The 26,239-nt window shown below is 54.1% G+C and carries 29 protein-coding genes and 1 tRNA gene; 18 read left to right on the top strand and 12 right to left on the bottom strand.

The features are described from left to right. Positions 1–20: 20 nt before the first annotated feature. Genes rpoN through CWM52_RS15190 form a run of 7 tightly spaced genes read right to left on the bottom strand, consistent with a single transcriptional unit; the run spans position 21 to position 5,879 of the window. Positions 21–1,454 (bottom strand): RNA polymerase factor sigma-54, encoded by a 1,434-nt coding sequence (gene rpoN / locus CWM52_RS15220; protein ID WP_100684860.1) that lies wholly within the window; start codon positions 1,452–1,454, stop codon positions 21–23. Positions 1,455–1,501: 47 nt separating this feature from the next. Continuing rightward, positions 1,502–2,227, bottom strand: coding sequence for an LPS export ABC transporter ATP-binding protein (lptB, locus tag CWM52_RS15215; RefSeq protein WP_004206203.1), 726 nt, complete (start codon positions 2,225–2,227; stop codon positions 1,502–1,504). Positions 2,228–2,233: 6 nt separating this feature from the next. After that, positions 2,234–2,779 (bottom strand): lipopolysaccharide ABC transporter substrate-binding protein LptA, encoded by a 546-nt coding sequence (gene lptA / locus CWM52_RS15210; protein WP_100684859.1) that lies wholly within the window; start codon positions 2,777–2,779, stop codon positions 2,234–2,236. Continuing rightward, positions 2,748–3,323: an LPS export ABC transporter periplasmic protein LptC gene (lptC, locus tag CWM52_RS15205; protein ID WP_100684858.1), complete on the bottom strand. Its 576-nt coding sequence runs from the start codon at positions 3,321–3,323 to the stop codon at positions 2,748–2,750. The genes lptA and lptC overlap by 32 nt, the downstream gene beginning before the upstream one ends. Then, positions 3,320–3,886, bottom strand: coding sequence for a 3-deoxy-manno-octulosonate-8-phosphatase KdsC (gene kdsC / locus CWM52_RS15200; RefSeq protein WP_100684857.1), 567 nt, complete (start codon positions 3,884–3,886; stop codon positions 3,320–3,322). The genes lptC and kdsC overlap by 4 nt, the downstream gene beginning before the upstream one ends. Positions 3,887–3,900: 14 nt before the next feature. Then, positions 3,901–4,905 carry an arabinose-5-phosphate isomerase KdsD gene (kdsD, locus tag CWM52_RS15195; protein WP_407081244.1) on the bottom strand — a complete coding sequence of 335 codons (1,005 nt, stop codon included), beginning with the start codon at positions 4,903–4,905 and terminating at the stop codon, positions 3,901–3,903. Then, positions 4,902–5,879: a calcium/sodium antiporter gene (locus CWM52_RS15190; protein WP_100684855.1), complete on the bottom strand. Its 978-nt coding sequence runs from the start codon at positions 5,877–5,879 to the stop codon at positions 4,902–4,904. The genes kdsD and CWM52_RS15190 overlap by 4 nt, the downstream gene beginning before the upstream one ends. A gap of 211 nt (positions 5,880–6,090) precedes the next feature. On the opposite strand from CWM52_RS15190, the gene mlaF reads away from it, so the two are divergent. The 7 genes from mlaF to murA all read left to right on the top strand — a co-directional run bounded on the left by mlaF (position 6,091) and on the right by murA (position 10,896). Further along, positions 6,091–6,909: a phospholipid ABC transporter ATP-binding protein MlaF gene (gene mlaF / locus CWM52_RS15185; RefSeq protein ID WP_100684854.1), complete on the top strand. Its 819-nt coding sequence runs from the start codon at positions 6,091–6,093 to the stop codon at positions 6,907–6,909. After that, positions 6,909–7,691, top strand: a complete 783-nt coding sequence (mlaE, locus tag CWM52_RS15180; protein WP_032690569.1) for a lipid asymmetry maintenance ABC transporter permease subunit MlaE — start codon at positions 6,909–6,911, stop codon at positions 7,689–7,691. Before mlaF ends, mlaE begins: the two co-directional genes overlap by 1 nt. Positions 7,692–7,695: 4 nt before the next feature. Next, a complete protein-coding gene (mlaD, locus tag CWM52_RS15175) occupies positions 7,696–8,247 on the top strand; it encodes an outer membrane lipid asymmetry maintenance protein MlaD (protein ID WP_100684853.1) in 552 nt (183 codons plus the stop codon). Positions 8,248–8,265: 18 nt separating this feature from the next. Beyond that, a complete protein-coding gene (gene mlaC, locus CWM52_RS15170) occupies positions 8,266–8,901 on the top strand; it encodes a phospholipid-binding protein MlaC (RefSeq protein WP_100684852.1) in 636 nt (211 codons plus the stop codon). Beyond that, entirely contained in the window at positions 8,901–9,191 is a 291-nt protein-coding gene (gene mlaB, locus CWM52_RS15165; RefSeq protein WP_100684851.1) for a lipid asymmetry maintenance protein MlaB, read from the top strand. The genes mlaC and mlaB overlap by 1 nt, the downstream gene beginning before the upstream one ends. 136 nt (positions 9,192–9,327) lie before the next feature. Next, the gene (ibaG, locus tag CWM52_RS15160; protein WP_015585657.1) at positions 9,328–9,582 is read left to right on the top strand and encodes a BolA family iron metabolism protein IbaG; all 255 of its coding nucleotides are present in this window, start codon (positions 9,328–9,330) and stop codon (positions 9,580–9,582) included. Positions 9,583–9,636: 54 nt separating this feature from the next. Then, positions 9,637–10,896 carry a UDP-N-acetylglucosamine 1-carboxyvinyltransferase gene (murA, locus tag CWM52_RS15155; protein WP_100684850.1) on the top strand — a complete coding sequence of 420 codons (1,260 nt, stop codon included), beginning with the start codon at positions 9,637–9,639 and terminating at the stop codon, positions 10,894–10,896. 79 nt (positions 10,897–10,975) lie between these two features. Here murA and sfsB read toward each other — a convergent pair whose 3' ends face one another. Together sfsB and ispB are read right to left on the bottom strand one after the other, a co-directional pair. Next, entirely contained in the window at positions 10,976–11,248 is a 273-nt protein-coding gene (gene sfsB / locus CWM52_RS15150; protein WP_100684849.1) for a DNA-binding transcriptional regulator SfsB, read from the bottom strand. Positions 11,249–11,448: 200 nt separating this feature from the next. Continuing rightward, positions 11,449–12,420, bottom strand: a complete 972-nt coding sequence (ispB, locus tag CWM52_RS15145; protein WP_100684848.1) for an octaprenyl diphosphate synthase — start codon at positions 12,418–12,420, stop codon at positions 11,449–11,451. Between the two features lie 260 nt (positions 12,421–12,680). Between ispB and rplU the strand changes: the two genes are divergently transcribed. The 4 genes from rplU (at position 12,681) to cgtA (ending at position 15,524) form a co-directional block, all read left to right on the top strand. Next, positions 12,681–12,992: a 50S ribosomal protein L21 gene (gene rplU, locus CWM52_RS15140; RefSeq protein WP_004106123.1), complete on the top strand. Its 312-nt coding sequence runs from the start codon at positions 12,681–12,683 to the stop codon at positions 12,990–12,992. Positions 12,993–13,011: 19 nt separating this feature from the next. Next, on the top strand, positions 13,012–13,269 hold the full coding sequence (rpmA, locus tag CWM52_RS15135; protein ID WP_003861831.1) for a 50S ribosomal protein L27: 258 nt from the start codon (positions 13,012–13,014) through the stop codon (positions 13,267–13,269). Between the two features lie 95 nt (positions 13,270–13,364). Then, the gene (locus CWM52_RS15130; protein WP_100684847.1) at positions 13,365–14,330 is read left to right on the top strand and encodes a DMT family transporter; all 966 of its coding nucleotides are present in this window, start codon (positions 13,365–13,367) and stop codon (positions 14,328–14,330) included. Positions 14,331–14,345: 15 nt separating this feature from the next. After that, the gene (gene cgtA / locus CWM52_RS15125; RefSeq protein ID WP_100684846.1) at positions 14,346–15,524 is read left to right on the top strand and encodes an Obg family GTPase CgtA; all 1,179 of its coding nucleotides are present in this window, start codon (positions 14,346–14,348) and stop codon (positions 15,522–15,524) included. Between the two features lie 110 nt (positions 15,525–15,634). Here cgtA and dacB read toward each other — a convergent pair whose 3' ends face one another. Continuing rightward, positions 15,635–17,068, bottom strand: coding sequence for a serine-type D-Ala-D-Ala carboxypeptidase (gene dacB / locus CWM52_RS15120; protein WP_100684845.1), 1,434 nt, complete (start codon positions 17,066–17,068; stop codon positions 15,635–15,637). Between the two features lie 235 nt (positions 17,069–17,303). Between dacB and greA the strand changes: the two genes are divergently transcribed. Next, positions 17,304–17,780, top strand: a complete 477-nt coding sequence (greA, locus tag CWM52_RS15115) for a transcription elongation factor GreA (RefSeq protein ID WP_004868107.1) — start codon at positions 17,304–17,306, stop codon at positions 17,778–17,780. Positions 17,781–17,932: 152 nt separating this feature from the next. Here greA and yhbY read toward each other — a convergent pair whose 3' ends face one another. Then, a complete protein-coding gene (yhbY, locus tag CWM52_RS15110; protein WP_100684844.1) occupies positions 17,933–18,226 on the bottom strand; it encodes a ribosome assembly RNA-binding protein YhbY in 294 nt (97 codons plus the stop codon). 124 nt (positions 18,227–18,350) lie between these two features. Between yhbY and rlmE the strand changes: the two genes are divergently transcribed. The 6 genes from rlmE (at position 18,351) to CWM52_RS15075 (ending at position 24,028) form a co-directional block, all read left to right on the top strand. After that, positions 18,351–18,980: a 23S rRNA (uridine(2552)-2'-O)-methyltransferase RlmE gene (rlmE, locus tag CWM52_RS15100; protein ID WP_004106110.1), complete on the top strand. Its 630-nt coding sequence runs from the start codon at positions 18,351–18,353 to the stop codon at positions 18,978–18,980. Positions 18,981–19,079: 99 nt separating this feature from the next. Beyond that, complete coding sequence (gene ftsH / locus CWM52_RS15095) at positions 19,080–21,014, top strand: ATP-dependent zinc metalloprotease FtsH (protein WP_100684843.1); 1,935 nt, start codon at positions 19,080–19,082, stop codon at positions 21,012–21,014. A gap of 100 nt (positions 21,015–21,114) precedes the next feature. Then, positions 21,115–21,963, top strand: a complete 849-nt coding sequence (folP, locus tag CWM52_RS15090; RefSeq protein WP_100684893.1) for a dihydropteroate synthase — start codon at positions 21,115–21,117, stop codon at positions 21,961–21,963. Then, positions 21,956–23,293, top strand: coding sequence for a phosphoglucosamine mutase (gene glmM / locus CWM52_RS15085; RefSeq protein WP_100684842.1), 1,338 nt, complete (start codon positions 21,956–21,958; stop codon positions 23,291–23,293). Before folP ends, glmM begins: the two co-directional genes overlap by 8 nt. A 304-nt stretch (positions 23,294–23,597) precedes the next feature. Further along, complete coding sequence (secG, locus tag CWM52_RS15080; protein ID WP_100684841.1) at positions 23,598–23,927, top strand: preprotein translocase subunit SecG; 330 nt, start codon at positions 23,598–23,600, stop codon at positions 23,925–23,927. Positions 23,928–23,941: 14 nt separating this feature from the next. Next, positions 23,942–24,028, top strand: a tRNA-Leu gene (locus tag CWM52_RS15075). A 358-nt stretch (positions 24,029–24,386) separates the two neighbouring features. Here the strand turns inward: CWM52_RS15075 and argG are convergent. Beyond that, positions 24,387–25,730: an argininosuccinate synthase gene (argG, locus tag CWM52_RS15070; protein ID WP_100684840.1), complete on the bottom strand. Its 1,344-nt coding sequence runs from the start codon at positions 25,728–25,730 to the stop codon at positions 24,387–24,389. Positions 25,731–26,239: the final 509 nt, after the last annotated feature.

Below are 26,239 nucleotides of genomic sequence, written 5' to 3'. Positions count from 1 at the left end.
TGTCTTCCTTATCGGTTGTATCAAACCAGTTGTTTACGCTGGTTAGATGGCGGAATGGATAAAGACTCTCGGTACTTAGCGACGGTACGACGTGCCACCATAATACCCTGTTCAGACAGGAGGGTGGTCAGCTTACTGTCACTCAACGGCTTCGCGGGATTCTCCGCGGCGATTAACTTCTTCACCAGCGCCCGAATGGCCGTCGACGATGCCTCGCCGCCGCCCTCCGTATTGACGTGGCTGGAAAAGAAATATTTCAGCTCAAAAATACCGCGCGGACTGTGCAGATATTTTTGGGTGGTCACGCGTGAAATGGTGGATTCATGCATTTCGACGGCCTGGGCGATATCGGCCAGCACCATCGGTTTCATGAACTCCTCTCCTTGTTCGAAGAAGGACTGCTGCTGTTCAACGATGCAGCGGCTAACGCGCAGCAGCGTATCATTGCGGCTTTCCAGACTCTTGATTAGCCAGCGAGCTTCCTGCAGGTTGCTGCGGATAAACTGGCTGTCTGCATCATTGCGCGCGCTGTTGCCCATGGCCGCATAATGCTGGTTGATCTTCAGGCGTGGGATGCTGTCGGAGTTAAGCTCCACAACCCAGCGGCCGCCGACCTTACGTACCAGTACGTCGGGAATGACGTATTCCGGCTCGCCGGTCTGGATCGACTGACCGGGGCGCGGATCGAGCGACTGGATCAGATTAACCGCCTCTTTCAGCACCTCTTCTTTCAGTCGGGTGACGCGCATCAGGGAGCGGAAATCGTGGTTGGCGAGCAGATCGAGATGATCGCTGATGATAAGTCGGGCTTCTTCCAGCCACGGCGTCTCTTTGGCATATTGTGAAAGCTGAACCAGCAGACAGTCGCGCAGATCTTTTGCCGCGACGCCGACCGGGTCAAAGCGCTGAATGCGCTTAAGTACCGCTTCAACTTCTTCGAGACCAATTTCGTCATCGTCGATACTCTCGACAATATCTTCCAGCCGAATGGTGAGGTAGCCGGTGTCATCGACGGCATCGACAATCGATGTGGCAATCGCGCGATCGGTGTCGGTAAACGGCGTCAGTTCAACCTGCCACATCAGGTAATCCTGCAGGCTTTGGGTCGTTTCGCCTTGATAAACAGGCAGCTCGTCCTCCTGGTAATCAACGCCGTTTCCGGACGGCGTGCCGGCGGTGTAGATTTCATCCCAGCTGGCGTCGAGCGGCAGCTCTTCCGGCATATCTTTTTGTTCAAGAGCGTCGACGGTGTCCAGCGATTCGCGGTCCTCAACCTCTTTGGTTTCTACCTCATCGTGAAGATCGGTTTGCTCAAGCAGCGGATTACTCTCCAGCGCCTGCTGGAGTTCTTGCTGGAGTTCTAACGTGGACAGCTGCAGCAAGCGAATAGCCTGTTGCAGTTGTGGCGTCATGGCAAGCTGTTGGCTTAGCCTTAATTGCAAACCTTGCTTCATATTCAGGGCTAATATCTCCGGCTAAAACGTCTGTAACCTCTACCCTATCAGAGTCTGAAGTCTTCCCCAAGATACACGCGCTTAACCTGCTCGTCTTCAAGGATTTGTTGCGGTGTGCCGTGGGCTATCAGGTGACCCTGGCTGACGATATAGGCGCGTTCGCAGACGGCCAGCGTCTCCCTGACGTTATGGTCGGTGATCAGCACGCCAAGACCGCTGTCACGCAGATGCTCGATTATCCGTTTGATATCGATAACGGAAATGGGGTCAACGCCAGCGAAGGGCTCATCCAGCAGAATGAATTTTGGATTAGCGGCCAGCGCGCGGGCTATCTCAACGCGGCGGCGTTCACCGCCGGAAAGCGCCTGCCCCAGGCTGTCGCGCAGATGCTCAATATGAAATTCTTCCATCAGCTCTTTCGCGCGGTCTTCACGCTGCTCGCTGCTGAGATCGTCACGGATCTGCAAAACCGCCATTAAATTATCGTACACGCTCAGGCGGCGGAAAATAGAGGCTTCCTGCGGCAGATAGCCGATACCCCGACGCGCGCGGGCATGCAGCGGCAGCAGGCTGATATCTTCATCGTCGATGATAATGTTGCCAGCGTCGCGCGGCACAATGCCGACCACCATGTAGAAGGTCGTGGTTTTACCGGCGCCGTTTGGCCCAAGGAGGCCAACGATCTCGCCAGAGTTCACGGTCAGACTGACATCTTCCACCACGCGGCGGCCTTTATACGCCTTGGCGAGATTCTTTGCGGTTAATGTTGCCATAACGAATTAGTTACCCTTCTTTTGCTGGTTGGTGCTTTTGTCTTGCAGCTGCGAAGGGACCAGAATCGTCGTCACGCGTCCGCCCTTATTGCTGAACGCCTGCATTTTCTGCTCTTTGACCAGGTAGGTGATTTTGTCGCCCTGGATGTTGCTGTCGAGCTGCTCAAGGTACGCGTTACCGGTCAGAACCACAAAATCGTTCTGTAATTCATAACGCATTTTTGACGCGTGGCCTTTGACCGGCTTACCGTTATCCTGCATCTGGTAGAAGGTCGCCGGATTGCCATAACCGTCGATAACCTCTTTGCCTTTTTCTCCGCCTGGACGGGTTACCACCACCTTATCGGCGTTAATTTTGATGGTGCCCTGGGTGACGACCACATTGCCGGTAAACGTGACAACATTGCCCTGCATATCCAGCGACTGCTGATCGGATTCAATGTGAATCGGCTGATCGGTGTCACCGGTTTTTGCCAGTGCCGGCAGGCTGGCGGCCAGTAATGCGCTGGCGAGCGCAATTTTAAGGCTGAGTTTGTTTGTTCTGAATTTCATAAGAGGTTCTAACCTTTTCAATCAGCTCGGCATTTTTGCTGCGTAAATTTCCGCGCATTTTCAGGCCGCTGGAATTAAATGTCGTCCCATACAACGTCACCAGGTCATCAGAGGTAACATCTTGCGTCACCAGGTTTATCTGGGCGTTATCCGTCGTAATTTTTTGCAGTTGAGAGTCAGCGGTCAACGCATTGACTTCGACGTGTCCGTAAAGATACAGCATGCGATCGTTGGTCAGTTTGGCTTTATCCGCTTTGATAGACCAGGTGGGTACCTTGTTGGTATCAAACGTGGTCATCACCGGTCGGGTGAACCACGATACCTCCTGGGCGGAAAAATAGGCCACATGCTCAGCGATTAAGCGGTAATTAAGCGCTCCTTCCGGGCTGTAAACAACGGTGTCGGTATGTTCACTGGTATAGGTCGGGTCATCAGGATTGATCTCCTGCACGGTGGTATCGTCCGTACCCGCCAGATTCAGGCCGATCAGAATAAGCGCGACCAGCGATAGTAAAATGATAACCCAACGTCTGGTTTTACTCATATTGATTGCCCTTTGGCCTCATCCAGCTTGCCCTGTGCCAATAGTAACAAATCGCAGACTTCGCGTACCGCCCCGCGTCCACCGTCGATTCGTGTAACATAATTCGCTCGCGGCAGCAGCAACGGGTGCGCATCCGCCACCGCCACGCTTAAGCCGACCTCGGCCATCACCGGCCAGTCGATCAGGTCATCGCCGATGTAGGCCACTTCGTCCGGGCGAACGGCCAGCTTGTTCAATAATTCGCGAAATGCCAGCAGTTTATCGGACTGACCCTGATACAGGTGCGTGATGCCCAGCGTCTGACAACGATCTTCTACCAGTTTAGCTTTTCGTCCGGTAATAATCGCCACTTCAATACCTGATGTCAGCGCGCAGCGAATCCCGTAGCCGTCGCGAACGTTAAACGCCTTCAGCTCTTCACCGTTGTTGCCCATGTAGATCAGGCCATCGGACAGCACGCCGTCTACGTCGAGGATCAATAAACGGATCTTCGCCGCCCGATCGATAAATTCAGGGCTTACTGGCCCATAGCAGGTTTCCTGCAGAGCATCAGCATTCTTCATTATTTTATCCTTACTTACACTACGCCTGCGCGCAGGAGATCGTGCATATGTACCACACCCAACAGACGGTCGCCATCGGCAACTAACACGCAGGTGATATGGCGAGATTGCATCAGGTTCAGCGCATCGACGGCAAGGATACCGGGACGAATGCGAATACCGCCCGGCGTCATGACGTCGGCGATACGGGCATTACGCATATCGACGCCGGTATCAAACACCCGGCGCAGGTCGCCATCGGTGAAAATACCGATGATGTTCATGTCATCATCGCAGATAGCCGTCATGCCTAAATTTTTACGTGTGATTTCCAGCAGCGCATCACGCAGGGTGGCCTGCACATTGACGTGCGGGATTTCATCACCCGTATGCATAATATCATTGACCCGCAACAGCAGCTTACGACCCAGTGCGCCGCCGGGGTGGGACAGCGCAAAATCTTCGGCGGTAAAGCCGCGCGCCTCCAGCAGGGCAACCGCCAGCGCATCGCCCATAACCAGTGCGGCAGTCGTGCTGGAGGTCGGCGCCAGCCCTAACGGACAGGCTTCTTTCTCTACCTTCACGCAAAGGTGGATGTCCGCCGCGCGCCCCATGCTGCTTTCCGGGCGGCTGGTCATGCAGATAAGCGACACCTGCTGGCGTTTAAGTACCGGAATCAGCGCCAGGATCTCGTTCGACTCGCCGGAGTTCGAGAGCGCGATAACCACATCCTTCGGCGTCACCATGCCTAAATCGCCGTGGGCCGCTTCGCCGGGGTGAACGAAAAACGACGGCGTACCGGTGCTGGCAAAGGTGGCCGCCATTTTACGCCCGATATGGCCGGATTTGCCCATCCCCATCACCACGACTTTCCCCGCGCAGCGGAAGATCTTCTCGCAGGCATGGGTGAAATCTTCATTAATGTATCGATCGAGCTGAGCCAGACCTTCACGTTCAATTTCCAGAACTTCACGTCCTACCCGTTGAAAGTCAAAATCCGTTGGCAAATCTATCTGCGACATAATCTTATCCCGATTCATTCAACGAAGAGCGGTGCTGCCCAGTACAGCATCGCCAACCAAACCACAAAACCGCCGACCAGCAGCGCGCCGACCAGGCGGCCGGGTTGCCATTTGCGACGCCAGCATAGCAGGGCGAATATCACGCTGACGAACAGCATCACGGCGTAGTCGCGCGTAAAGGCCTCCGGCGCGAACGCTCCCGGGGCGATCAGTGCCGGTAATCCGAGAACGAGGGCGATATTCAGGATATTCGCGCCAATAATATTCCCGATAGCGATATCGTCTTCCCCTTTTCGGGCCCCGGCTATCGTCGTCGCCAGTTCCGGCAGGCTGGTGCCGATCGCCACCACCGTTAAGCCGACGGTGAGTTCGCTGATAGCGAAGTAGTTTGCCAGCACGGTAGCATTATCCACGACCATGCGGGTTGCCATGGGCATCACAATCATGGCTACGCCCAGCCAGAGCAGGGCCACGGGAAGCGAGCCTTCCCGCGGAAGCTCCGCCATCTGTTCCCGGGTCAGGCTATCGCTGCCCTGACGCTCCGACAGCCGGGCGATTTTAATCGTAAACAGCAGCCACAGCAGGGCGAGCGCCAGTAAGAAAAGGCCGTCCATACGCGACAATTGCCCATCGTACAGCACAAAGCTTGCCAGCAAACTGACCAGCAACATTAACGGTAACTCGCGGCGCAGGATATCAGAATGCACGGTAAATGGACGCAACAAGGCAGCGAGGCCGAGTATTAATAATATATTGGTAATATTGGATCCGAGCGCCGTGCCGATCGCCAGATCGGTCTGTCCGTGCAGAGATGCGGCGGCGGAAACGATGATCTCCGGCAGGCTGGTACCGATACTGACCACCGTCATGCCGATGATAAGCGGCGGGATCCCTATCATGCGGCAAAGTATTGAAGCGGCGTAAACCAGACGATCGGCGCTGTAGACTACCAGCAGTAAACCAATTATTAACAGAGCCGTCGCTAAAAGCATCTAAAGTCCTTTCTTCAGGTATAATCGTCGATTCGCTGTACCGATCCATCTGCAGCGTAACGAATTCTTAATTTTGACTTTATGTTTGTCAAAAGTAAAACAAATGCCAGCTTTCGTTAACCCGTGCAGGTAAGATTCTGTAAAAATGTTGGGTTTGTGGCGAAGGTACGCGCCATGCTTAGCCCAGGGGATGTTTAGTAAGGATGATTTTATGAGCCAAACTCTGGCGAATTTGGTCGAAGTACGCGGTATCCGCTTCTCTCGCGGCGATCGTGTCATCTTCGACGATATCTCGCTGTCAGTGCCGCGCGGTAAGATCACGGCGATTATGGGACCATCGGGGATCGGTAAAACGACGCTGCTGCGCCTGATCGGTGGGCAGATCCCGCCGGATAAAGGTGAGATCCTGTTCGATGGTGAAAACGTGCCGCAGATGTCACGCTCGCGCCTGTATACCGTGCGTAAGCGTATGAGCATGCTGTTTCAGTCCGGAGCGCTGTTCACTGATATGGACGTGTTCAATAACGTAGCCTACCCGCTACGCGAACATACGCGTTTGCCGGAGGCACTACTGCATACGACGGTGATGATGAAGCTGGAAGCGGTCGGCCTGCGCGGGGCGGCGAAATTAATGCCTTCTGAACTCTCAGGCGGGATGGCGCGCCGTGCCGCCCTGGCCAGGGCCATCGCGCTGGAGCCGGACCTGATTATGTTCGACGAACCGTTTGTCGGGCAGGATCCCATCACCATGGGGGTGCTGGTTAAGCTGATTTCAGAGCTCAACAGCACGCTGGGCGTGACCTGTATCGTGGTGTCACATGACGTGCCGGAAGTGCTGAGCATTGCTGATTACGCGTATATCGTGGCGGACAAAAAAATCGTGGCTCACGGCAGCGCGCAGTCGCTGCGTGAAAACGGCGATCCTCGGGTTCGCCAGTTCATTGATGGCATTGCCGATGGTCCGGTACCGTTCCGCTATCCGGCCGGTGACTATCAGCATGATTTATTAGGCAAGGGAGCGAGCAACTGATGCTGCTAAATGTGCTGGCATCACTCGGACACCGGGGAATTAAAACGACCGCGGCTTTCGGGCGTGCCGGATTAATGCTTTTCAATGCGGTGGTGGGCAAGCCGGAATTTCGTAAGCATGCGCCGCTGCTGGTTCGCCAGCTCTACAACGTCGGCGTGCTATCGATGCTGATTATCATCGTGTCGGGGCTGTTTATCGGCATGGTGCTGGGGCTGCAGGGCTATCTGGTGCTCACCACTTATAGTGCGGAAACCAGTTTAGGCATGCTGGTGGCGCTATCCCTGCTACGCGAACTGGGGCCAGTGGTCGCTGCGCTGCTGTTTGCCGGCCGTGCCGGTTCCGCGCTGACCGCGGAAATTGGCCTGATGCGCGCGACCGAGCAGCTCTCCAGCATGGAAATGATGGCGGTCGATCCGCTGCGTCGCGTGATTTCGCCTCGCTTCTGGGCCGGGGTTATCTCGCTGCCGCTGTTGACCATTATTTTTGTCGCCGTGGGTATCTGGGGCGGTTCGCTGGTGGGCGTAAGCTGGAAGGGCATCGACAGCGGCTTCTTCTGGACCGCGATGCAAAATGCCGTTGACTGGCGAATGGATCTGGTTAACTGCCTGATTAAGAGTCTGGTGTTCGCCATTACGGTGACATGGGTTGCGTTATTTAATGGTTATGACGCTATCCCCACTTCCGCCGGGATTAGCCGGGCAACGACGCGTACCGTGGTGCATTCGTCGCTGGCGGTTCTGGGGCTGGATTTTGTGCTGACTGCGCTGATGTTTGGGAATTGAGTTCATGCAAACGAAAAAAAGTGAAATCTGGGTAGGTGTGTTCTTACTGGTTGCGTTGCTGGCGGCGTTGTTTGTCTGTCTCAAAGCCGCCAACGTGACCTCTTTACGTACCGAGCCGACGTATCGGATCTATGCCACCTTTGACAATATTGGCGGGCTGAAGGCGCGTTCTCCGGTCCGTATTGGCGGTGTGGTCGTGGGCCGGGTGGCGGATATCACGCTTGACCCGAAAACCTACCTGCCGCGCGTGGCGCTCGATATTGATGAGAGCTACAACCATATTCCTGATTCCAGCTCGCTGGCTATTCGTACCTCAGGTCTGCTGGGAGAGCAGTATCTGGCGCTGAATATCGGTTTCGACGATCCGGAACTGGGGACGTCTATCCTTAAAGACGGCAGCACGATTCAGGACACCAAGTCCGCCATGGTTCTGGAAGACCTGATTGGTCAGTTCCTTTATAGCAGTAAGGGCGGTGACAATAAGAATTCTGGCGATGATCCGGCAGCGGCAGAGAGTCATACTAGCGCGACGCCACCGGCCGCCACGACGCATTAATTTCAGGAGAGACACCTTATGTTTAAACGCTTACTGATGATCGCCATGCTGGTGATTGCTCCCTTGACGGCTGCTACGGCGGCGGATCAGTCCAACCCCTATAAACTGATGAACGAAGCGGCGCAGAAAACCTTCGATCGTCTGAAAAATGAACAGTCGAAGATTCAGGCTAACCCGAACTATCTGCGTGATATCGTTGACCAGGAGCTGATGCCGTATGTTCAGGTGAAGTATGCTGGCGCGCTGGTTCTGGGCCGCTATTATAAAGATGCGACGCCGGCGCAGCGCGAAGCCTACTTTGTCGCCTTTCGCGAATACCTGAAGCAGGCCTATGGCCAGGCGCTGGCGATGTATCATGGCCAGACCTATCAGATTGCTCCGGAACAACCGCTGGGCGATGCGACGATCATCCCTATCCGCGTGACGATCGTCGATCCGAATGGCCGCCCTCCGGTACGGCTGGATTTCCAGTGGCGTAAAAACACCCAGACCGGTAACTGGCAGGCTTACGATATGATTGCCGAAGGGGTCAGCATGATCACCACCAAACAAAATGAGTGGAGCGATCTGCTGCGCACCAAAGGCGTTGATGGCCTGACCGCGCAACTGAAAGCGATCTCCGCGCAGCCGATCACGCTGGAACAGAAAAAATAATGACCGGGCAGCTGAGCTGGACTCGCGACGGCGAGCGACTGGCGCTGCACGGGGAGCTGGACCAGGATCTGCTGGTCCCGCTGTGGGAAGCCCGTGCGCAGGCGACCGAGGGCGTGTCGACTATCGACCTGAGCGCGCTGACCCGGGTGGATACCGCCGGCCTGGCGCTGCTGGTGCATTTTGTGGCGTTAATTCGCCACCAGGGTCTGGAAGCGACACTGACTGGCAAGAGCGACAACCTGCAAACTTTAGTCAGTCTTTACAACCTTCCCGCCGATATGATCCCATAATTTTTCAGTGTGTTACTGCTGAGGTTGTCCTGAAAGCCCCATCAATATCTTCGATGGGGCTTTTTGCTTATTTAAGACCGCGTCACTTTCCTCTAAGATGTTGGGCTATTTTCACTACCAGATAAAATTTGAACCCATGGAAAATCATGAAATTCAGACCGTGCTGATGAACGCACTCTCCCTTCAGGAAGTCCACGTCTCTGGCGATGGCAGTCACTTTCAGGTTATTGCTGTGGGTGAGATGTTTGACGGCATGAGCCGGGTAAAGAAACAGCAGGCTGTCTACGCTCCGCTGATGGAATACATTGCCGACAACCGCATTCATGCTCTGTCGATCAAAGCGTTTACCCCGCAAGAATGGGCCCGGGACCGCAAACTCAACGGCTTTTAAGCTGCAGGGATGTTCCCGGCAGCGTATGTGAATTCTTAACAGAGAACAGAATCAATGGATAAATTCCGTGTTCAGGGGCCGACACGCCTCCAGGGGGAAGTCACCATCTCCGGTGCGAAAAATGCCGCCCTGCCGATCCTCTTTGCTGCACTGCTGGCAGATGAGCCGATTGAGATCCAGAACGTACCTAAACTGAAAGACATCGATACCACGATGAAACTGCTGAGCCAGCTCGGCGCCAAAGTGAAGCGCAATGGCTCAGTCTGGATCGATGCGGGCCCGGTCGACGTCTTCTGCGCGCCGTACGATCTGGTCAAAACGATGCGTGCTTCTATCTGGGCGCTGGGCCCGCTGGTGGCACGCTTTGGTCAGGGTCAGGTTTCTCTGCCGGGCGGTTGCGCTATCGGCGCGCGTCCGGTCGATTTGCATATTATTGGCCTTGAGCAACTGGGCGCAGAGATCAAACTGGAAGAAGGTTATGTGAAGGCGTCGGTTAATGGACGTCTTAAAGGCGCGCATATTGTGATGGATAAGGTCAGCGTTGGCGCGACCGTGACCATTATGAGCGCGGCGACGCTGGCGGAAGGCACCACCGTTATTGAAAACGCCGCACGCGAGCCGGAGATCGTCGATACGGCGAACTTCCTCAACACGCTGGGCGCGAAAATTAAAGGTCAGGGAACTGACCGTATCACCATCGAAGGCGTAGAGCGTCTGGGTGGCGGCGTATACCGCGTTCTGCCTGACCGTATCGAAACCGGTACCTTCCTGGTCGCTGCGGCAATATCCGGCGGTAAAATTGTGTGCCGCAACGCACAGCCTGATACCCTGGATGCCGTACTGGCCAAGCTGCGCGATGCGGGCGCTGATGTTGAAACCGGCGAAGACTGGATTAGCCTGGATATGCACGGCAACCGTCCGAAAGCTGTTAATGTGCGCACCGCGCCACACCCGGGATTCCCGACCGACATGCAGGCGCAGTTCACGCTGCTGAACCTGGTGGCGGAAGGGACCGGCGTGATTACCGAAACGATCTTTGAAAACCGTTTCATGCACATTCCGGAACTGATCCGTATGGGCGCGCGCGCGGAGATCGAAAGCAATACGGCGATATGCCACGGCGTGGCGCAACTCTCCGGTGCTCAGGTGATGGCGACCGACCTGCGAGCGTCAGCAAGTCTGGTCCTCGCTGGCTGCATCGCGGAAGGGACTACGATTGTCGATCGTATCTACCACATCGATCGTGGATACGAGCGCATTGAAGATAAACTGCAGGCGCTGGGCGCGAATATTGAACGCGTAAAAGGCGAGTAAATCTGTAGTGATAACAGCCCCTTGACGTGTGTCCTGGGGCTGTTTTTTATTCCGTTCTGTTTCACTCAGCGAACCGTCTTCATACACTCTCTTTCTTCTGGCGTATCATCTGCGTTCTGTCGATAAACTGATGTGTCTCCGGGTCATGATAGCGTGAGGGCCAGATAACCCACGGCTTGGTATCCAGCGCATGAGCAATAATCAGCTCGCCTTTTGGCCATGGCCGGGTCAATGCATTCGCCAGCGTTGAAGAACTCAAACCGTTACGCCGCGACTCCGCTGCCAGCGACGTCCCTTTTTTGCGCAGTCCGGCAATGATGTCTGCCGGATGCCAGTCGATGAACTTTTCCATAAATTCTCCTGGTGGTGATAATCCCGTTTGCCTGATATGTGAGCAACGGAATGACTATACTCCCAGGTTTAATTAAGTTCTAACAAGTTCTTGTAAGGTGTCTCAATATTCGGAATATACCAGGATAAAAGACATTTCGTGAATTTTACTGGAACTTCTGGGACGTTCCCGCGCCGGGCACGGGAACGGGGCAGGGGGGATCAGTGGTCGCGCTGAACCGCGATATGGGCAAGACCGATAAGCGCTTCACGCCACGGGGAATCCGGTAACACCTGAAGTACAGCAATGGCTTTGTCCGCTTCCTCTTCCGCGCGTTTACGGGTCCACTCCAGGGAACCGCAGGTCGCCATCGTCTCGAGAACCGCCTCAAGAAGGTGACGCCCGTTGCCTTGCTCAATCGCGCCGCGAATCATCGCTGACTGCTCCGGAGTACCGTGACGCATGGCATGCAATAACGGTAAGGTCGGTTTGCCTTCGTTCAGGTCATCACCCACGTTTTTGCCGAGGCGCTCGCCGTCAGAACTGTAGTCCAGTAAATCGTCGATCAGCTGGAATGCCGTGCCGAGATAACGACCATAATCCTGCAGCGCTTGCTCCTGTTCGGCGGTACAGCCCGCCAGGATGCCGGAACACTGCGCGGCGGCTTCAAACAGGCGGGCAGTTTTGCTGTAAATGACCCGCATATAGTTTTCTTCAGTGATGTCCGGGTCGTTGACGTTCATCAACTGCAGCACTTCGCCCTCGGCAATGACGTTAACGGCTTTAGACATCACTTCCAGCACTTTTAGCGAGCCGAGGCTGGTCATCATCTGGAAAGAGCGGGTATAGATAAAATCACCAACCAGCACGCTGGCCGCGTTGCCAAAAGCGGCGTTTGCCGTCGCCTTGCCGCGGCGCATATCGGATTCATCAACGACATCATCATGCAGCAAGGTAGCGGTATGAATAAATTCGATCAGTGCGGCAATAGTGACATGCGCCTCGCCCTGGTAACCCACTGCCCGGGCGGCAAGAACCGCAATCATCGGACGAATACGTTTACCGCCTCCGCTAACGATGTAATAGCCTAATTGATTGATAAGCTGAACATCTGAGTCAAGTTGCTCAAGGATTGTCGCATTGACACCCGCCATATCCTGCGCGGTTAACTCATTGATTTTTTCTAAATTCATCGCAAAAGCCGGGCCACATGTCCTGTTACCGCGAATCCAGGTGGGTTCACAGAAGGATTAAGATAGAATTAAACGAAGCTATGATTGTACTGAAAAATTGCCATAGATAAACGTTAGCGTGAAAGTTGTGTTTTTTTTCTGCGTTGATCGCTAATCGCTCTTGTCAAAGGCTCGCGTTTTGCGTAATATTCGCGCCCTATTGTGAATATTTATAGCGCACTCTGAATCACACGAAGAGGTGCGCGGAAGCGGAGTTTTATATGTACGCGGTTTTCCAAAGTGGTGGTAAACAACACCGAGTAAGCGAAGGTCAGACCATTCGCCTGGAAAAGCTGGACATCGCAACTGGCGAAGCTGTTGAGTTCGCTGAAGTGCTGATGATCGCAAACGGTGAAGAAATCAAGATCGGCGTTCCTTTCGTTGAGGGCGGCGTAATCAAAGCTGAAGTTGTTGCTCACGGTCGTGGCGAGAAAGTTAAAATCGTTAAGTTTCGTCGTCGTAAACACTACCGTAAGCAGCAGGGCCATCGTCAGTGGTTCACTGATGTGAAAATTACTGGCATCAGCGCCTAAGACCTGAGGAGAGATTTAAATGGCACATAAAAAGGCTGGCGGCTCAACTCGTAACGGTCGCGACTCAGAAGCTAAACGCCTGGGCGTTAAGCGTTTCGGTGGCGAATCCGTTCTGGCGGGTAGCATCATCGTTCGTCAGCGTGGCACCAAATTCCACGCAGGCACCAACGTAGGTTGCGGTCGTGACCACACTCTGTTTGCTAAAGCAGACGGTAAAGTGAAATTTGAAGTTAAAGGCCCGAACAACCGTAAATACATCAGCATCGTTGCTGAGTAAGTTTTTCGTGGTCCGGTAACGGATTAAAGCCCCGCAACGTGTTGCGGGGCTTTTTACATTAGAATCCCGGATATTTTTCTGCAGGGAAAACGGGTATGAAGCAGCAGGCCGGCATTGGCATTGTTTTGGCGCTCACCACCGCGATGTGCTGGGGGGCACTGCCCATTGCCATGAAGCAGGTCCTTGAAGTGATGGAACCGCCGACGGTGGTGTTTTATCGCTTTCTGATGGCAAGCATCGGCCTTGGCATAATCCTCGCTATCAGAGGTAGACTGCCGCCGCTGCGCCTGTTTCGCAAACCGCGCTGGCTGGTGCTGCTGGCCATTGCGACGGGCGGCCTGTTTGGTAACTTCATTCTGTTCAGTTCTTCCCTGCAATATCTTAGCCCCACGGCGTCTCAGGTGATCGGCCAGCTATCTCCGGTCGGCATGATGGTGGCCAGCGTATTCATCCTTAAGGAGAAAATGCGCGGTACCCAGGTTGTGGGAGCCTTGATGTTGATTTGCGGGCTGGTGATGTTCTTTAACACCAGCCTGATTGAGATTTTTACCCGCCTGACGGATTACACGTGGGGGGTAATTTTTGGCGTTGCAGCGGCTGCGGTCTGGGTCAGCTACGGCGTTGCGCAAAAGGTGTTATTACGCCGCCTGGCGTCACAGCAGATCCTCTTTTTGCTGTACACTTTATGTACGATAGCGTTGCTGCCGCTGGCGACGCTCTCGCAGGTTCTGGCGTTAAGCCACTGGCAGCTGGCGTGCCTGATTTTCTGTGGGTTAAATACCCTGGTAGGCTACGGTGCGCTGGCGGAAGCCATGGCGCGCTGGCAGGCAGCTCAGGTGAGCGCGTTGATTACCTTAACGCCTTTGTTTACGCTGCTTTTTTCAGATTTATTATCACTGGCCTGGCCCGATGTTTTCGCCAGACCGATGTTAAACCTGTTAGGTTATCTCGGTGCGTTTGTCGTGGTTGCGGGCGCGATGTATTCCGCCATAGGCCACCGTCTTTGGGGTGGCTTACGTAAGCGTGAAGCGGTTGTACCGCTGCCCCGCTCAGGCGAATGATTTTCGGAGAGTAAAATGAAGTTTGTTGATGAAGCAACAATCCTGGTCGTAGCAGGTGATGGCGGCAATGGTTGCGTTAGCTTCCGCCGTGAAAAATATATCCCGAGAGGCGGCCCGGACGGCGGCGACGGTGGTGATGGCGGTGATGTCTGGCTGGAAGCGGACGAAAACCTGAACACCCTGATCGACTACCGTTTTGAAAAATCTTTCCGCGCCGAGCGTGGACAGAATGGTCAGAGCCGCGACTGTACCGGCAAACGTGGTAAAGACGTGTCGATAAAAGTACCTGTAGGGACCCGTGTTATCGATCAAGGGACCGGCGAAGTCATGGGCGATATGACTCAGCATGGTCAGCGTCTGATGGTCGCTAAAGGCGGCTGGCACGGTCTGGGCAACACCCGTTTCAAATCGTCCGTCAACCGTACTCCGCGTCAGAAAACGATGGGGACACCGGGCGACAAGCGCGATCTGCAGCTGGAGCTGATGCTGCTGGCAGACGTCGGGATGCTGGGTATGCCGAATGCCGGTAAATCCACCTTCATCCGCGCCGTTTCTGCGGCGAAGCCGAAAGTGGCCGATTATCCGTTTACCACGCTGGTGCCGAGCCTTGGCGTTGTGCGTATGGATAACGAGAAGAGCTTCGTTGTCGCCGATATTCCTGGGCTTATCGAAGGCGCAGCAGAAGGCGCAGGCCTCGGTATTCGCTTCCTGAAGCACCTTGAACGCTGCCGCGTGCTGCTGCACCTCATCGATATCGAGCCGATTGATGGTTCCGATCCGGTTGAGAACGCACGCATTATCATCGGTGAGCTGGAGAAATACAGCGAGAAGCTGGCTGAGAAGCCACGCTGGTTAGTCTTCAACAAGATTGACCTGATGGATAAAGCGGAAGCTGAAGCGAAGGCGAAAGCCATTGCCGATGCGCTGGGCTGGGAAGAGAAGTTCTACCTGATCTCTGCGGCAAGCCAGCAGGGCGTTAAAGATCTGTGCTGGGACGTGATGACCTTTATCATCGAAAACCCAATCGTGCATGCAGCGGAAGAGAAAGCGCCTGAAAAAGTCGAGTTTATGTGGGATGACTACCACCGTCAGCAGCTTGAAGAAGCCGAAGTTGCAGTCGAAGACGACGAAGACTGGGATGACGACTGGGACGAAGACGACGAAGAAGGCGTCGAGTTCATCTATAAGCGTTAAGTTGCTGGAGCGCCCCGGTATATTGCCGATCGGGGCGACGCTGCCCGGATATGCCGGAAAGCGCTTCAGAACGCACGAAAAAGGGCCGCATCTGATGCGGCCCTTTTGTCTTAGTTGTTCTGGTACAAATCCTTATATAACCGACTCTCGAAGCGTACCAGCGGGATCCGGCGGTTGCGCTGATCCGCAGGCGGTACCGCATATCCTGACAGATATTGTACGAAGGCGATTTTTTGCCCGCTGGCGGCGGTGATGAAGCCTGCGAGGTTGTAAACGCCCTGCAGAGAACCGGTTTTGGCCGACACTTTACCATCAACGCCTGCCTGATTCAGGCCTGCGCGATACTGTAGCGAGCCATCGTGGCCAGCCAGCGGCAGCATCGAGATGAAGTTGAGTTCATTATCGTGCTGGGCGATATATTGCAGCACCTGCATCATGGTCGCCGGCGCAATCAGGTTATGCCGCGACAGACCGGAACCGTCGGCGATAATCGTATTACCCAGATCGATGCCGGCCTGTTGGCGCAGGATCTGGCGTACCGCATCCGAACCGGCGCGCCAGGTTCCCGGTACGCCGAGACGAGCGTGACCGATGGTGCGAAAGACGGTGTCCGCAATCATGTTGTCTGATTTTTTTAACATGATCCGCAGGAGATCGTGCAGCGGAGCTGATTGTGTGGTAGCCAGCACGGTTCCCGGATCGTTCGCCAGAGTCTGGCGCAGCAGCGTCCCGCTATAGGTAATCCCCGCCTGGGTCAGTTCGGATTTCAGGATCGCGCCAGCATAGCTCGCGCCGTCCTGAATGGCGAAAGCCAGCGGTAAAGGCTCACTACGCTGTGGCAGACAACCCGTCAGGGTGTAACGGTTCAGGTCGCCCGTCACCACGTCGAGTTCGCAGTACTGAGCCTCGGCGGAGCCGCGGGCCAGCGTTCTCACCTGGCTAAACATCGTCACCGGGTAGTACGACGCGACGCGAATAAAGGCCAGATCGCCAGGTTTCTGCGCGCTATAAAGTGAGATAGAAAAACAGTTACGATCGACGATAGCGGCCGCCGGTGGGGCGCTAAAGCATTGGGTCATGTCGTTCCACGGCCAGCCTGGGGCCATATCATGGCTGGCGAAGACCGAGGTATCAATCAACACGTTTCCCTCGATCCGCTGGACGCCCGCTTTTTTTAGCGTTGCCACCATATTGCGAATATCCTGACGTTTCAGCGTCGGATCGCCGCCAAAACGGGCTATCAGGTCGCCTTTTAGCACGCCGCCTTCAAGGCTGCCTTTGGTTTCCAGCGTGGTGGTAAAACGAAAGTTCGGCCCGAGCTGCAGCAGAGCGGCCAGCGCGGTGATCACCTTCTGGGTACTGGCGGGGAGCGCCATTTGCTGACTGTGGAAGTCTATCTCCGGCGTCGGGGAGCCAACCTTCTGCGCCATGAAGGCGAGGTTAGCACCTGCAGGAAGCTGGGTGATATATTCGTCAATGTTCGCCGCCTGAGCGCTGAGCGCTATACCGGCAGTCAATCCGATGATAAATCTGGGAAATCGCATAATCTCGCGCTAACAACCTGAAACCGAGCCGTCATACTACGGTGCAATACCCTGTAAAGTAAACGATGACCCATAGTGAACTTCAGGGTAAAATACGTATCAAATTGAAAATTGCTGCTGACCTGGGGAATGTTTTCCGGGTCGGTTTTCTTTTTGCTCCTGTCCTGCCCAAGGCCTGACTGGTGGCGGAACGGCGGCGTCCGTTCCATGAAGGAATGATAAAGAGGTATAACAAATGCAAGCTATTCCGATGACCTTACGTGGTGCTGAAAAACTTCGCGAAGAACTGGATTTTCTGAAGTCCGTTCGTCGTCCTGAAATCATCGCTGCTATTGCCGATGCGCGCGAACATGGCGATCTGAAAGAGAACGCTGAGTACCACGCAGCCCGCGAACAGCAAGGTTTCTGCGAAGGCCGTATTAAGGATATTGAAGCTAAACTGTCCAATGCGCAGGTTATCGATATCACCAAAATGCCGAACAACGGGCGGGTGATTTTTGGTGCGACGGTCAAGGTCCTGAACCTCGATACCGATGAAGAACAGACTTACCGCATCGTGGGTGATGATGAGGCTGATTTTAAGCAAAATCTGATCTCGGTGAATTCACCGATTGCCCGTGGTTTGATCGGTAAAGAACAGGATGATGTAGTGACAATCCGTACACCAGGCGGCGAAGTAGAATACGAAATTATCAAGGTCGAGTACCTTTAGTTCGTATTTCCCGCTACCATGTTGATGGATTGTAAAGAAAGGAAAAAGGCCGCATAGCGGCCTTTTATCAACGTCCGGAGCATGGCATTTTGCTCGTCTACCCGTAGAAATCCCTCGTTTTACACAAAGTTGTGTCGAGATTCAGGATATTCTTAGCGTGGCAGCGAGATTTTACGCTCTTCAGTTGGGCGATACAGGACCAGCGTTTTACCGATGACCTGTACGTTACAGGCGCCGGTTTCGCGCACGATAGCTTCCACGATCAAGGTTTTAGTTTCGCGGTCTTCCGATGCGATTTTCACCTTGATGAGTTCATGGTGCTCTAACGCTTGTTCGATCTCGGCCAGTACCCCTTCGGTCAAACCATTGTTGCCAAGCATAACTACCGGCTTGAGCGGATGTGCCAGACCTTTCAGGTGCTGTTTTTGTTTAGTACTCAGATTCATCGTATTTTTTTGCTTACGTTGGGATTGAAAACGGTTCATTCTACCGCCATCTCCCATATATCGCCAAACTACCGTGTCGATTTTTACGTCGCAAAGTATGATGAACCCGAAACGGGAATGTTAAATGACAGGTAAAAAGCGTTCTGCCAGCTCAAGCCGCTGGCTTCAGGAACACTTTAGCGATAAATATGTTCAACAGGCGCAGAAAAAGGGGTTACGTTCCCGTGCCTGGTTTAAACTTGATGAAATACAGCAAAGTGACAAGATTTTTAAACCGGGGATGACCATTGTTGACCTCGGCGCTGCACCCGGTGGCTGGTCGCAATATGCGGTTACGCAGATCGGAAACAGCGGCCGCATCATCGCTTGCGATCTTTTACCGATGGATCCAATTGTTGGTGTGGACTTCCTTCAGGGCGACTTTCGTGATGAATTAGTTCTGAAAGCGTTACTTGAGCGCGTAGGTGACAGTAAAGTGCAGGTTGTCATGTCCGATATGGCACCAAACATGTGTGGAACACCGGCGGTGGATATTCCCCGGGCCATGTATTTGGTGGAGCTGGCGCTTGGAATGGCTCGTGATGTATTAGCGCCGGGTGGTAGTTTTGTAGTGAAGGTGTTCCAGGGCGAAGGCTTCGATGAGTATCTAAGAGAAATTCGCTCCCTGTTTACGAAGGTCAAAGTTCGTAAGCCGGACTCTTCTCGCGCACGTTCGCGTGAAGTGTACATTGTAGCGACCGGGCGTAAACCATAACCGGTAGATTTCAAACGAAAGTTTGAAAGACGCTGGATATAGAGTATCCTGACGCTGTTTTTAACACAGTTGTAATAAGAGGTTAATCCCTTGAGTGACATGGCGAAAAACCTAATACTCTGGCTGGTCATTGCCGTTGTGCTGATGTCAGTATTCCAGAGCTTTGGGCCCAGCGAGTCTAATGGCCGTAAGGTGGATTATTCAACCTTCCTGCAAGAGGTCAATCAGGACCAGGTTCGCGAAGCGCGTATCAACGGACGTGAGATCAACGTTACCAAGAAAGATAGTAACCGTTACACGACTTACATTCCGGTCAACGATCCGAAGCTGCTCGATAACCTGTTGACGAAAAACGTCAAAGTGGTTGGCGAACCGCCGGAAGAACCGAGCCTGCTGGCTTCCATCTTTATTTCCTGGTTCCCGATGCTGTTGCTGATCGGCGTCTGGATCTTCTTCATGCGGCAAATGCAGGGCGGCGGCGGAAAGGGCGCGATGTCCTTTGGTAAAAGCAAAGCCCGTATGCTGACGGAAGACCAGATCAAAACCACTTTTGCCGATGTCGCCGGTTGCGATGAAGCGAAAGAGGAAGTCGGTGAGCTGGTTGAATACCTGCGTGAACCGAGCCGCTTCCAGAAGCTGGGCGGTAAAATCCCGAAAGGCGTCCTGATGGTCGGCCCTCCGGGTACCGGTAAAACGCTGCTGGCGAAAGCTATCGCCGGTGAAGCGAAAGTGCCGTTCTTCACCATTTCTGGTTCTGACTTCGTTGAAATGTTCGTCGGCGTGGGCGCATCTCGTGTGCGTGACATGTTCGAACAGGCCAAGAAAGCGGCACCGTGCATTATCTTCATCGATGAAATCGACGCCGTCGGTCGCCAGCGTGGCGCTGGTCTGGGTGGCGGTCACGATGAACGCGAACAGACGCTGAACCAGATGCTGGTTGAGATGGATGGCTTCGAAGGTAACGAAGGCATTATCGTTATCGCGGCGACCAACCGTCCGGACGTGCTTGACCCGGCGCTGCTGCGTCCAGGCCGTTTTGACCGTCAGGTTGTCGTGGGGCTGCCGGATGTGCGCGGTCGTGAACAGATTCTGAAAGTTCACATGCGTCGCGTCCCGCTGTCGCCGGATATCGACGCGGCAATCATCGCGCGCGGTACCCCGGGCTTCTCGGGCGCTGACCTGGCGAACCTGGTCAACGAAGCCGCTCTGTTTGCTGCCCGTGGCAACAAGCGCGTGGTATCGATGGTCGAGTTCGAAAAAGCGAAAGACAAAATCATGATGGGCGCGGAACGTCGCTCCATGGTGATGACGGAAGCGCAGAAAGAATCTACTGCTTACCACGAAGCGGGCCATGCGATTATCGGTCGCCTGGTGCCGGAACACGATCCGGTGCACAAGGTGACGATTATCCCACGCGGCCGTGCGCTGGGTGTGACGTTCTTCCTGCCGGAAGGCGATGCTATCAGCGCCAGCCGTCAGAAGCTGGAAAGCCAGATTTCGACCCTCTACGGCGGTCGTCTGGCGGAAGAGATTATCTACGGTGTGGAACATGTTTCTACCGGTGCGTCTAACGACATTAAAGTCGCGACCAACCTGGCGCGTAACATGGTGACGCAATGGGGCTTCTCCGACAAACTCGGTCCGCTGCTGTACGCAGAAGAAGAGGGGGAAGTGTTCCTCGGCCGTTCCGTCGCGAAAGCGAAACATATGTCCGATGAAACGGCACGGATCATCGATCAGGAAGTGAAAGCGCTGATTGAACGTAACTACGGTCGTGCGCGTCAGATTCTGAATGACAACATGGACATCCTGCATTCGATGAAAGATGCGCTCATGAAATATGAGACCATCGACGCACCGCAGATTGATGACCTGATGGCCCGTCGTGAAGTTCGCCCACCTGCGGGATGGGAAGATCCGAACGGCACCAATAACTCTGGCAATAATGGCACCCCGAGTGCGCCGCGTCCGGTCGATGAACCGCGTACGCCGAACCCGGGTAATACCATGTCAGAGCAACTGGGCGACAAATAAGTTAGCTACTGTTGATGTTGTTGTGTATATCGAAACCCCGGGGCGCTTGCCGCTCCGGGGTTTTTCTTTTTATTAACCTTCCGGATTTATGGATTTCGCGATGAAACTCGTAGCCCAGGGCTCAACCCTCGACCTCTCCCATCCGCATGTGATGGGGATCCTTAACGTCACGCCAGATTCATTCTCCGATGGCGGCACACATAACTCGCTCGTGGAGGCGGTTAAGCATGCCAATCTGATGATAAACGCGGGAGCGACTATCATTGACATCGGCGGCGAATCGACCCGCCCGGGAGCGTTGGATGTGAGCGTCGAAGAAGAGCTGGCGCGTGTGATCCCGGTCGTGGAAGCCGTTGCCCAACGTTTTGAAGTCTGGATCTCGGTAGACACCTCGAAGCCAGAAGTGATCCGTGAGTCCGCACGGGCAGGCGCGCATATTATTAACGATATCCGTTCGCTGACCGAGCCTGGGGCGCTGGAAGCCGCTGCGCAAACCGGCCTGCCGGTGTGTCTGATGCATATGCAGGGACAGCCAAAAACGATGCAGGAAGCGCCGAAATACGATGATGTCTTTGCCGATGTCGCCCGCTTTTTCACCGAGCATATCGTGCGCTGTGAGCAGGCGGGTATCGCAAAAGAGAAATTGTTGCTCGACCCAGGATTCGGTTTCGGTAAAAATCTTGCCCATAATTATGAGCTACTTGCTCGACTCGGCGAGTTCCACCGGTTCGGTCTCCCGTTGCTGGTCGGTATGTCGCGTAAATCGATGATTGGCCAACTGCTTAACGTCGGGCCGACGGAACGCCTCAACGGCAGCCTGGCGTGTGCAGTGATTGCAGCGATGCAGGGCGCGCAGATTATTCGCGTCCATGACGTCAAAGAAACGGTAGAAGCGCTACGCGTGGTGGAAGCCACTCTGAGCAAAAAGGAAAATAAACGTTATGAGTAACCGCAAATATTTTGGCACCGATGGTATCCGTGGCCGCGTGGGTGATGCGCCAATTACCCCGGAATTCGTGCTCAAACTGGGCTGGGCTGCGGGCAAGGTGCTGGCGCGCCACGGTTCACGCAAAATCATTATTGGTAAAGATACCCGTATCTCCGGCTATATGCTGGAATCGGCGCTGGAGGCAGGACTGGCAGCGGCGGGGCTTTCCGCTTCTTTCACCGGCCCGATGCCGACTCCGGCGGTGGCTTACCTGACGCGAGCCTTCCGTGCTGAAGCAGGGATTGTCATTTCAGCTTCGCATAACCCGTTCTATGACAACGGGATCAAGTTCTTTTCTATTGAAGGCACAAAGCTGCCGGATAACGTAGAAGAGGCGATTGAAGCGGAAATGGAAAAAGAGCTGACCTGCGTCGATTCGGCCGAACTGGGCAAAGCCAGCCGGATTGTCGATGCCGCCGGTCGTTATATTGAATTCTGCAAAGGTACTTTCCCGAACGAACTGAGCCTGAATGCGCTAAAAGTGGTGGTCGACTGCGCGCATGGCGCGACCTATCACATTGCGCCGAATGTGTTCCGCGAGTTGGGTGCAAAGGTGATTGCGATGGGTTGTGAGCCGAACGGGCTCAATATCAACGAAGAAGTGGGCGCGACCGACGTTCGCGCCCTGCAGGCGCGCGTACTGGCCGAAAAAGCCGATCTGGGTATCGCCTATGATGGCGATGGCGACCGGGTCATTATGGTCGACCATGAAGGTAACAAGGTCGATGGCGACCAGATTCTGTATATCATCGCCCGCGAAGGTCTGCGGCAGGGCCAACTGCGCGGCGGCGCGGTGGGAACGTTAATGAGTAATATGGGGCTGGAGCTGGCGCTAAAACAGCTGGGCATTCCGTTTGTCCGGGCTAAAGTGGGTGACCGCTATGTCCTTGAGAAACTGCAGGAGAAAGGCTGGCGTATCGGGGCGGAAAACTCCGGTCACGTTATCCTGCTGGATAAAACCACCACCGGTGACGGTATCGTCGCGAGTCTGCAGGTTGTGGCGGCGATGGTGCGTAACCATATGAGTCTGCATGACCTGTGTAGCGGCATGAAAATGTTCCCGCAAATCCTGGTCAACGTTCGTTTCACTGAAGGTAGCGGTAACCCGCTGGAACATGAAAATGTGAAAGCGGTCATGGCTGAAGTGGAAGCGGCATTGGGCAACCGTGGCCGTGTGCTGCTACGCAAATCAGGTACCGAGCCACTCATTCGCGTCATGGTCGAAGGCGAGCACGAAGAGCAGGTACATGAGTTCGCGCATCGTATCGCCGATGCGGTGAAAAACGCCTGATTAAACCGGTGATTGATTTTCTCGTCTGCGCAGTGGTGCCGTCAGCGCCGGGCAGCGTGAAATAATCATGCGGACTGACAGGGCGCTAAGTGTTTAAAAAGGCGGCGCTTGCCGCCTTTTCTTCGCCCAAAAATCGTTTTTTGCTGTTTTTTTCCGCAGTTGATACAATGCGCTGAAATTGCCCTTGCGAAGGTCATTCGCTTTGGTTAGTATTCACACCCGCTTCAGTGGGAAACATTAAAACCTCCCGCTTTATTGGTTGAAGCAATTGGTATGCGGCGAATCCGCAAGGAACAGGTTGATTATGCAAGAAGCTCTTTTAGTTGTTTTCCTTATTGTAGCGATTGGCCTCGTGGGTCTGATCATGCTGCAGCAAGGTAAAGGCGCTGATATGGGAGCCTCCTTCGGAGCAGGCGCTTCCGGCACGTTGTTTGGATCCAGCGGTTCTGGTAACTTCATGACCCGCATGACCGGTATCCTGGCTGCGTTGTTCTTCATCATCAGTCTGGTGCTGGGCAATATCAACAGCAACAAGACCAATAAAGGAAGTGAGTGGGACAATCTGAGCGCGCCGAAAACCGAGCAGACTCAGCCAGCAGCTCCGGCACAGCCGAGCAGCGATATCCCACACTGATAAGCAGTATCCGTACCGAGGTGGTGGAATTGGTAGACACGCTACCTTGAGGTGGTAGTGCCCTAACGGGCTTGTGGGTTCGAGTCCCATCCTCGGTACCAATATTCCGCAAGAAAGACGCTGAAAAGCGTCTTTTTTTGTATTTCGATTAAGCTCATCATTTTGCCATGAGTTCCGCCATACCCTCCCTTCGTCGTGATGAAAATCGTATTTATTCCGCAGAGATAAAATGATGCGATAAGGTATCGCTGGTTATCATTTGCTGTGTGAATGCTTTATCAGTTGCCGTCCGGCGAGCATTAATACGTAAGAAATAGATGATGAGGCAGCGTGATCCACGTTTCTGTGGCGGAGCGTTCGTTTTGTGAATAACCGCAGGGCCTGATTTTTATCGTCAGATTTCAGGCTTAAAAAAAAGCCGACGGGTTAGCGTCGGCTGAGAGTGTCGATGAACGGAGATTATTTGTCTCTGTTTTCCAGGTTTTCAACCTGCGGCAGGCCGGTGGCCGTAGAGGCGCTCAGCAGGCCAGATTGCGCGTAACCAAACAGCTTGTCACGGGTATCGGTGATATCCAGGTTACGCATTGTCAACTGGCCGATACGATCTTCTGCGGAGAACATGGAGTCGCCTTTTTCCATCGTCAAACGCTCTGCCTTGTAGGTCAGATTATCGGAGACGGTGTTCAGGATCGAGTAATCATTGCCGCGACGCAGCTCCAGCGTCACTTCGCCGGTAATCTGGCTGGCCACCCAACGTTGCAGGCTATCACGCAGCATCAGCGCCTGGGAATCAAACCAACGGCCCTGATACAGCAGACGGCCCAGCTGACGACCATGGGCATGGTACTGCTCGATAGTATCTTCGTTGTGAATGCCGGTCAGCAGACGCTCGTAAGCGATATGCAGCAGCGCCATCCCCGGGGCTTCATAGATCCCACGGCTTTTCGCTTCGATAATACGGTTTTCAATCTGGTCGCTCATGCCCAGACCATGACGGCCGCCGATGCGGTTTGCTTCCAGCATCAGCTCGACGTCATCGCTGAAGGTTTTACCGTTCAATGCCACCGGGTGACCCTGCTCGAAACGGATAGTCACTTCCTCGGCCGGGATTTTAACGCTTTCGTCCCAGAACTTGACGCCCATGATCGGGTTAACGATTTTCATGCTGGAGTTGAGGAACTCCAGATCTTTCGCTTCGTGCGTTGCGCCCAGCATATTGGAGTCGGTGGAGTAGGCTTTTTCAACGGACATTTTATAGTCAAAGCCGCAGGCAATCATGAACTCGGACATTTCCTGACGACCGCCCAGCTCATCGATAAAGTTGCTATCCAGCCACGGTTTGTAAATTTTCAGCTCGGCATTGGTCAGCAGGCCATAGCGATAGAAACGTTCGATATCGTTGCCTTTGTAAGTGCTGCCGTCACCCCAGATGTTGACGCCATCTTCTTTCATCGCGGCAACCAGCATGGTGCCGGTTACCGCGCGGCCCAGCGGGGTGGTGTTAAAGTAGGTTAAACCGCCGGTGGTATTGTGGAAAGCACCGCACTGAATCGCGGCGATGCCTTCTGCGACCAGCTGCTTACGGCAGTCGATCAGACGAGCGCCTTCTGCACCATACTCTTTGGCGCGACGAGGGATGGCATCGTAATCGTCTTCGTCAGGCTGGCCCAGGTTTGCGGTATAGGCATAAGGAACTGCGCCTTTTTTGCGCATCCACAGCAGTGCGGCGCTGGTATCCAGACCACCGGAGAAAGCGATACCAATACGTTGACCAACCGGGAGGTGCTTAAGAATCGTCGTCATAAAATAAAACCCTGCTAGATAGACTGTTGTGAGTTCGGTTTATCAAGTCGTAGAACCTGTCCCATTTGACTATTCTGCCTGCCGGTTTTTCTCCGGACAAAGAGCATAATCTTCACGAGCTTTGACGCTGCGCTGGTGACTGCGCGCTTTCCGTAGCCAAAGAGGCGGTAACAATGGCGTCAAATGGAATAGGTTTTTATTGCATGTTTATGCATTAATTGTGAGTTTTCATTTAATCATCTTTTGCGGATGACAGGAAGTGCTTCATTGCTTTTTTGCTAAAAAAGAGCGAGATGGCAGCACAAACGAGAACAGGAGAAGATAAAATACATGTTGACAAAATATAGAGTTTATCAATAAACTTTACCACGATTTTATGTCCCGTCCTCGGTACCAAATCCCAGCAGTATTTGCGTCTTTTGCTCAATAAGAGTAAAATATGCCACGTTTCAGGCGCGGGGTGGAGCAGCCTGGTAGCTCGTCGGGCTCATAACCCGAAGGTCGTCGGT

The sequence above is a fragment of the Raoultella sp. T31 genome (assembly GCF_002806725.1).
Taxonomy (GTDB): domain Bacteria; phylum Pseudomonadota; class Gammaproteobacteria; order Enterobacterales; family Enterobacteriaceae; genus Klebsiella; species Klebsiella electrica.
This window is presented reverse-complemented; position numbering and strand designations above follow the sequence as displayed.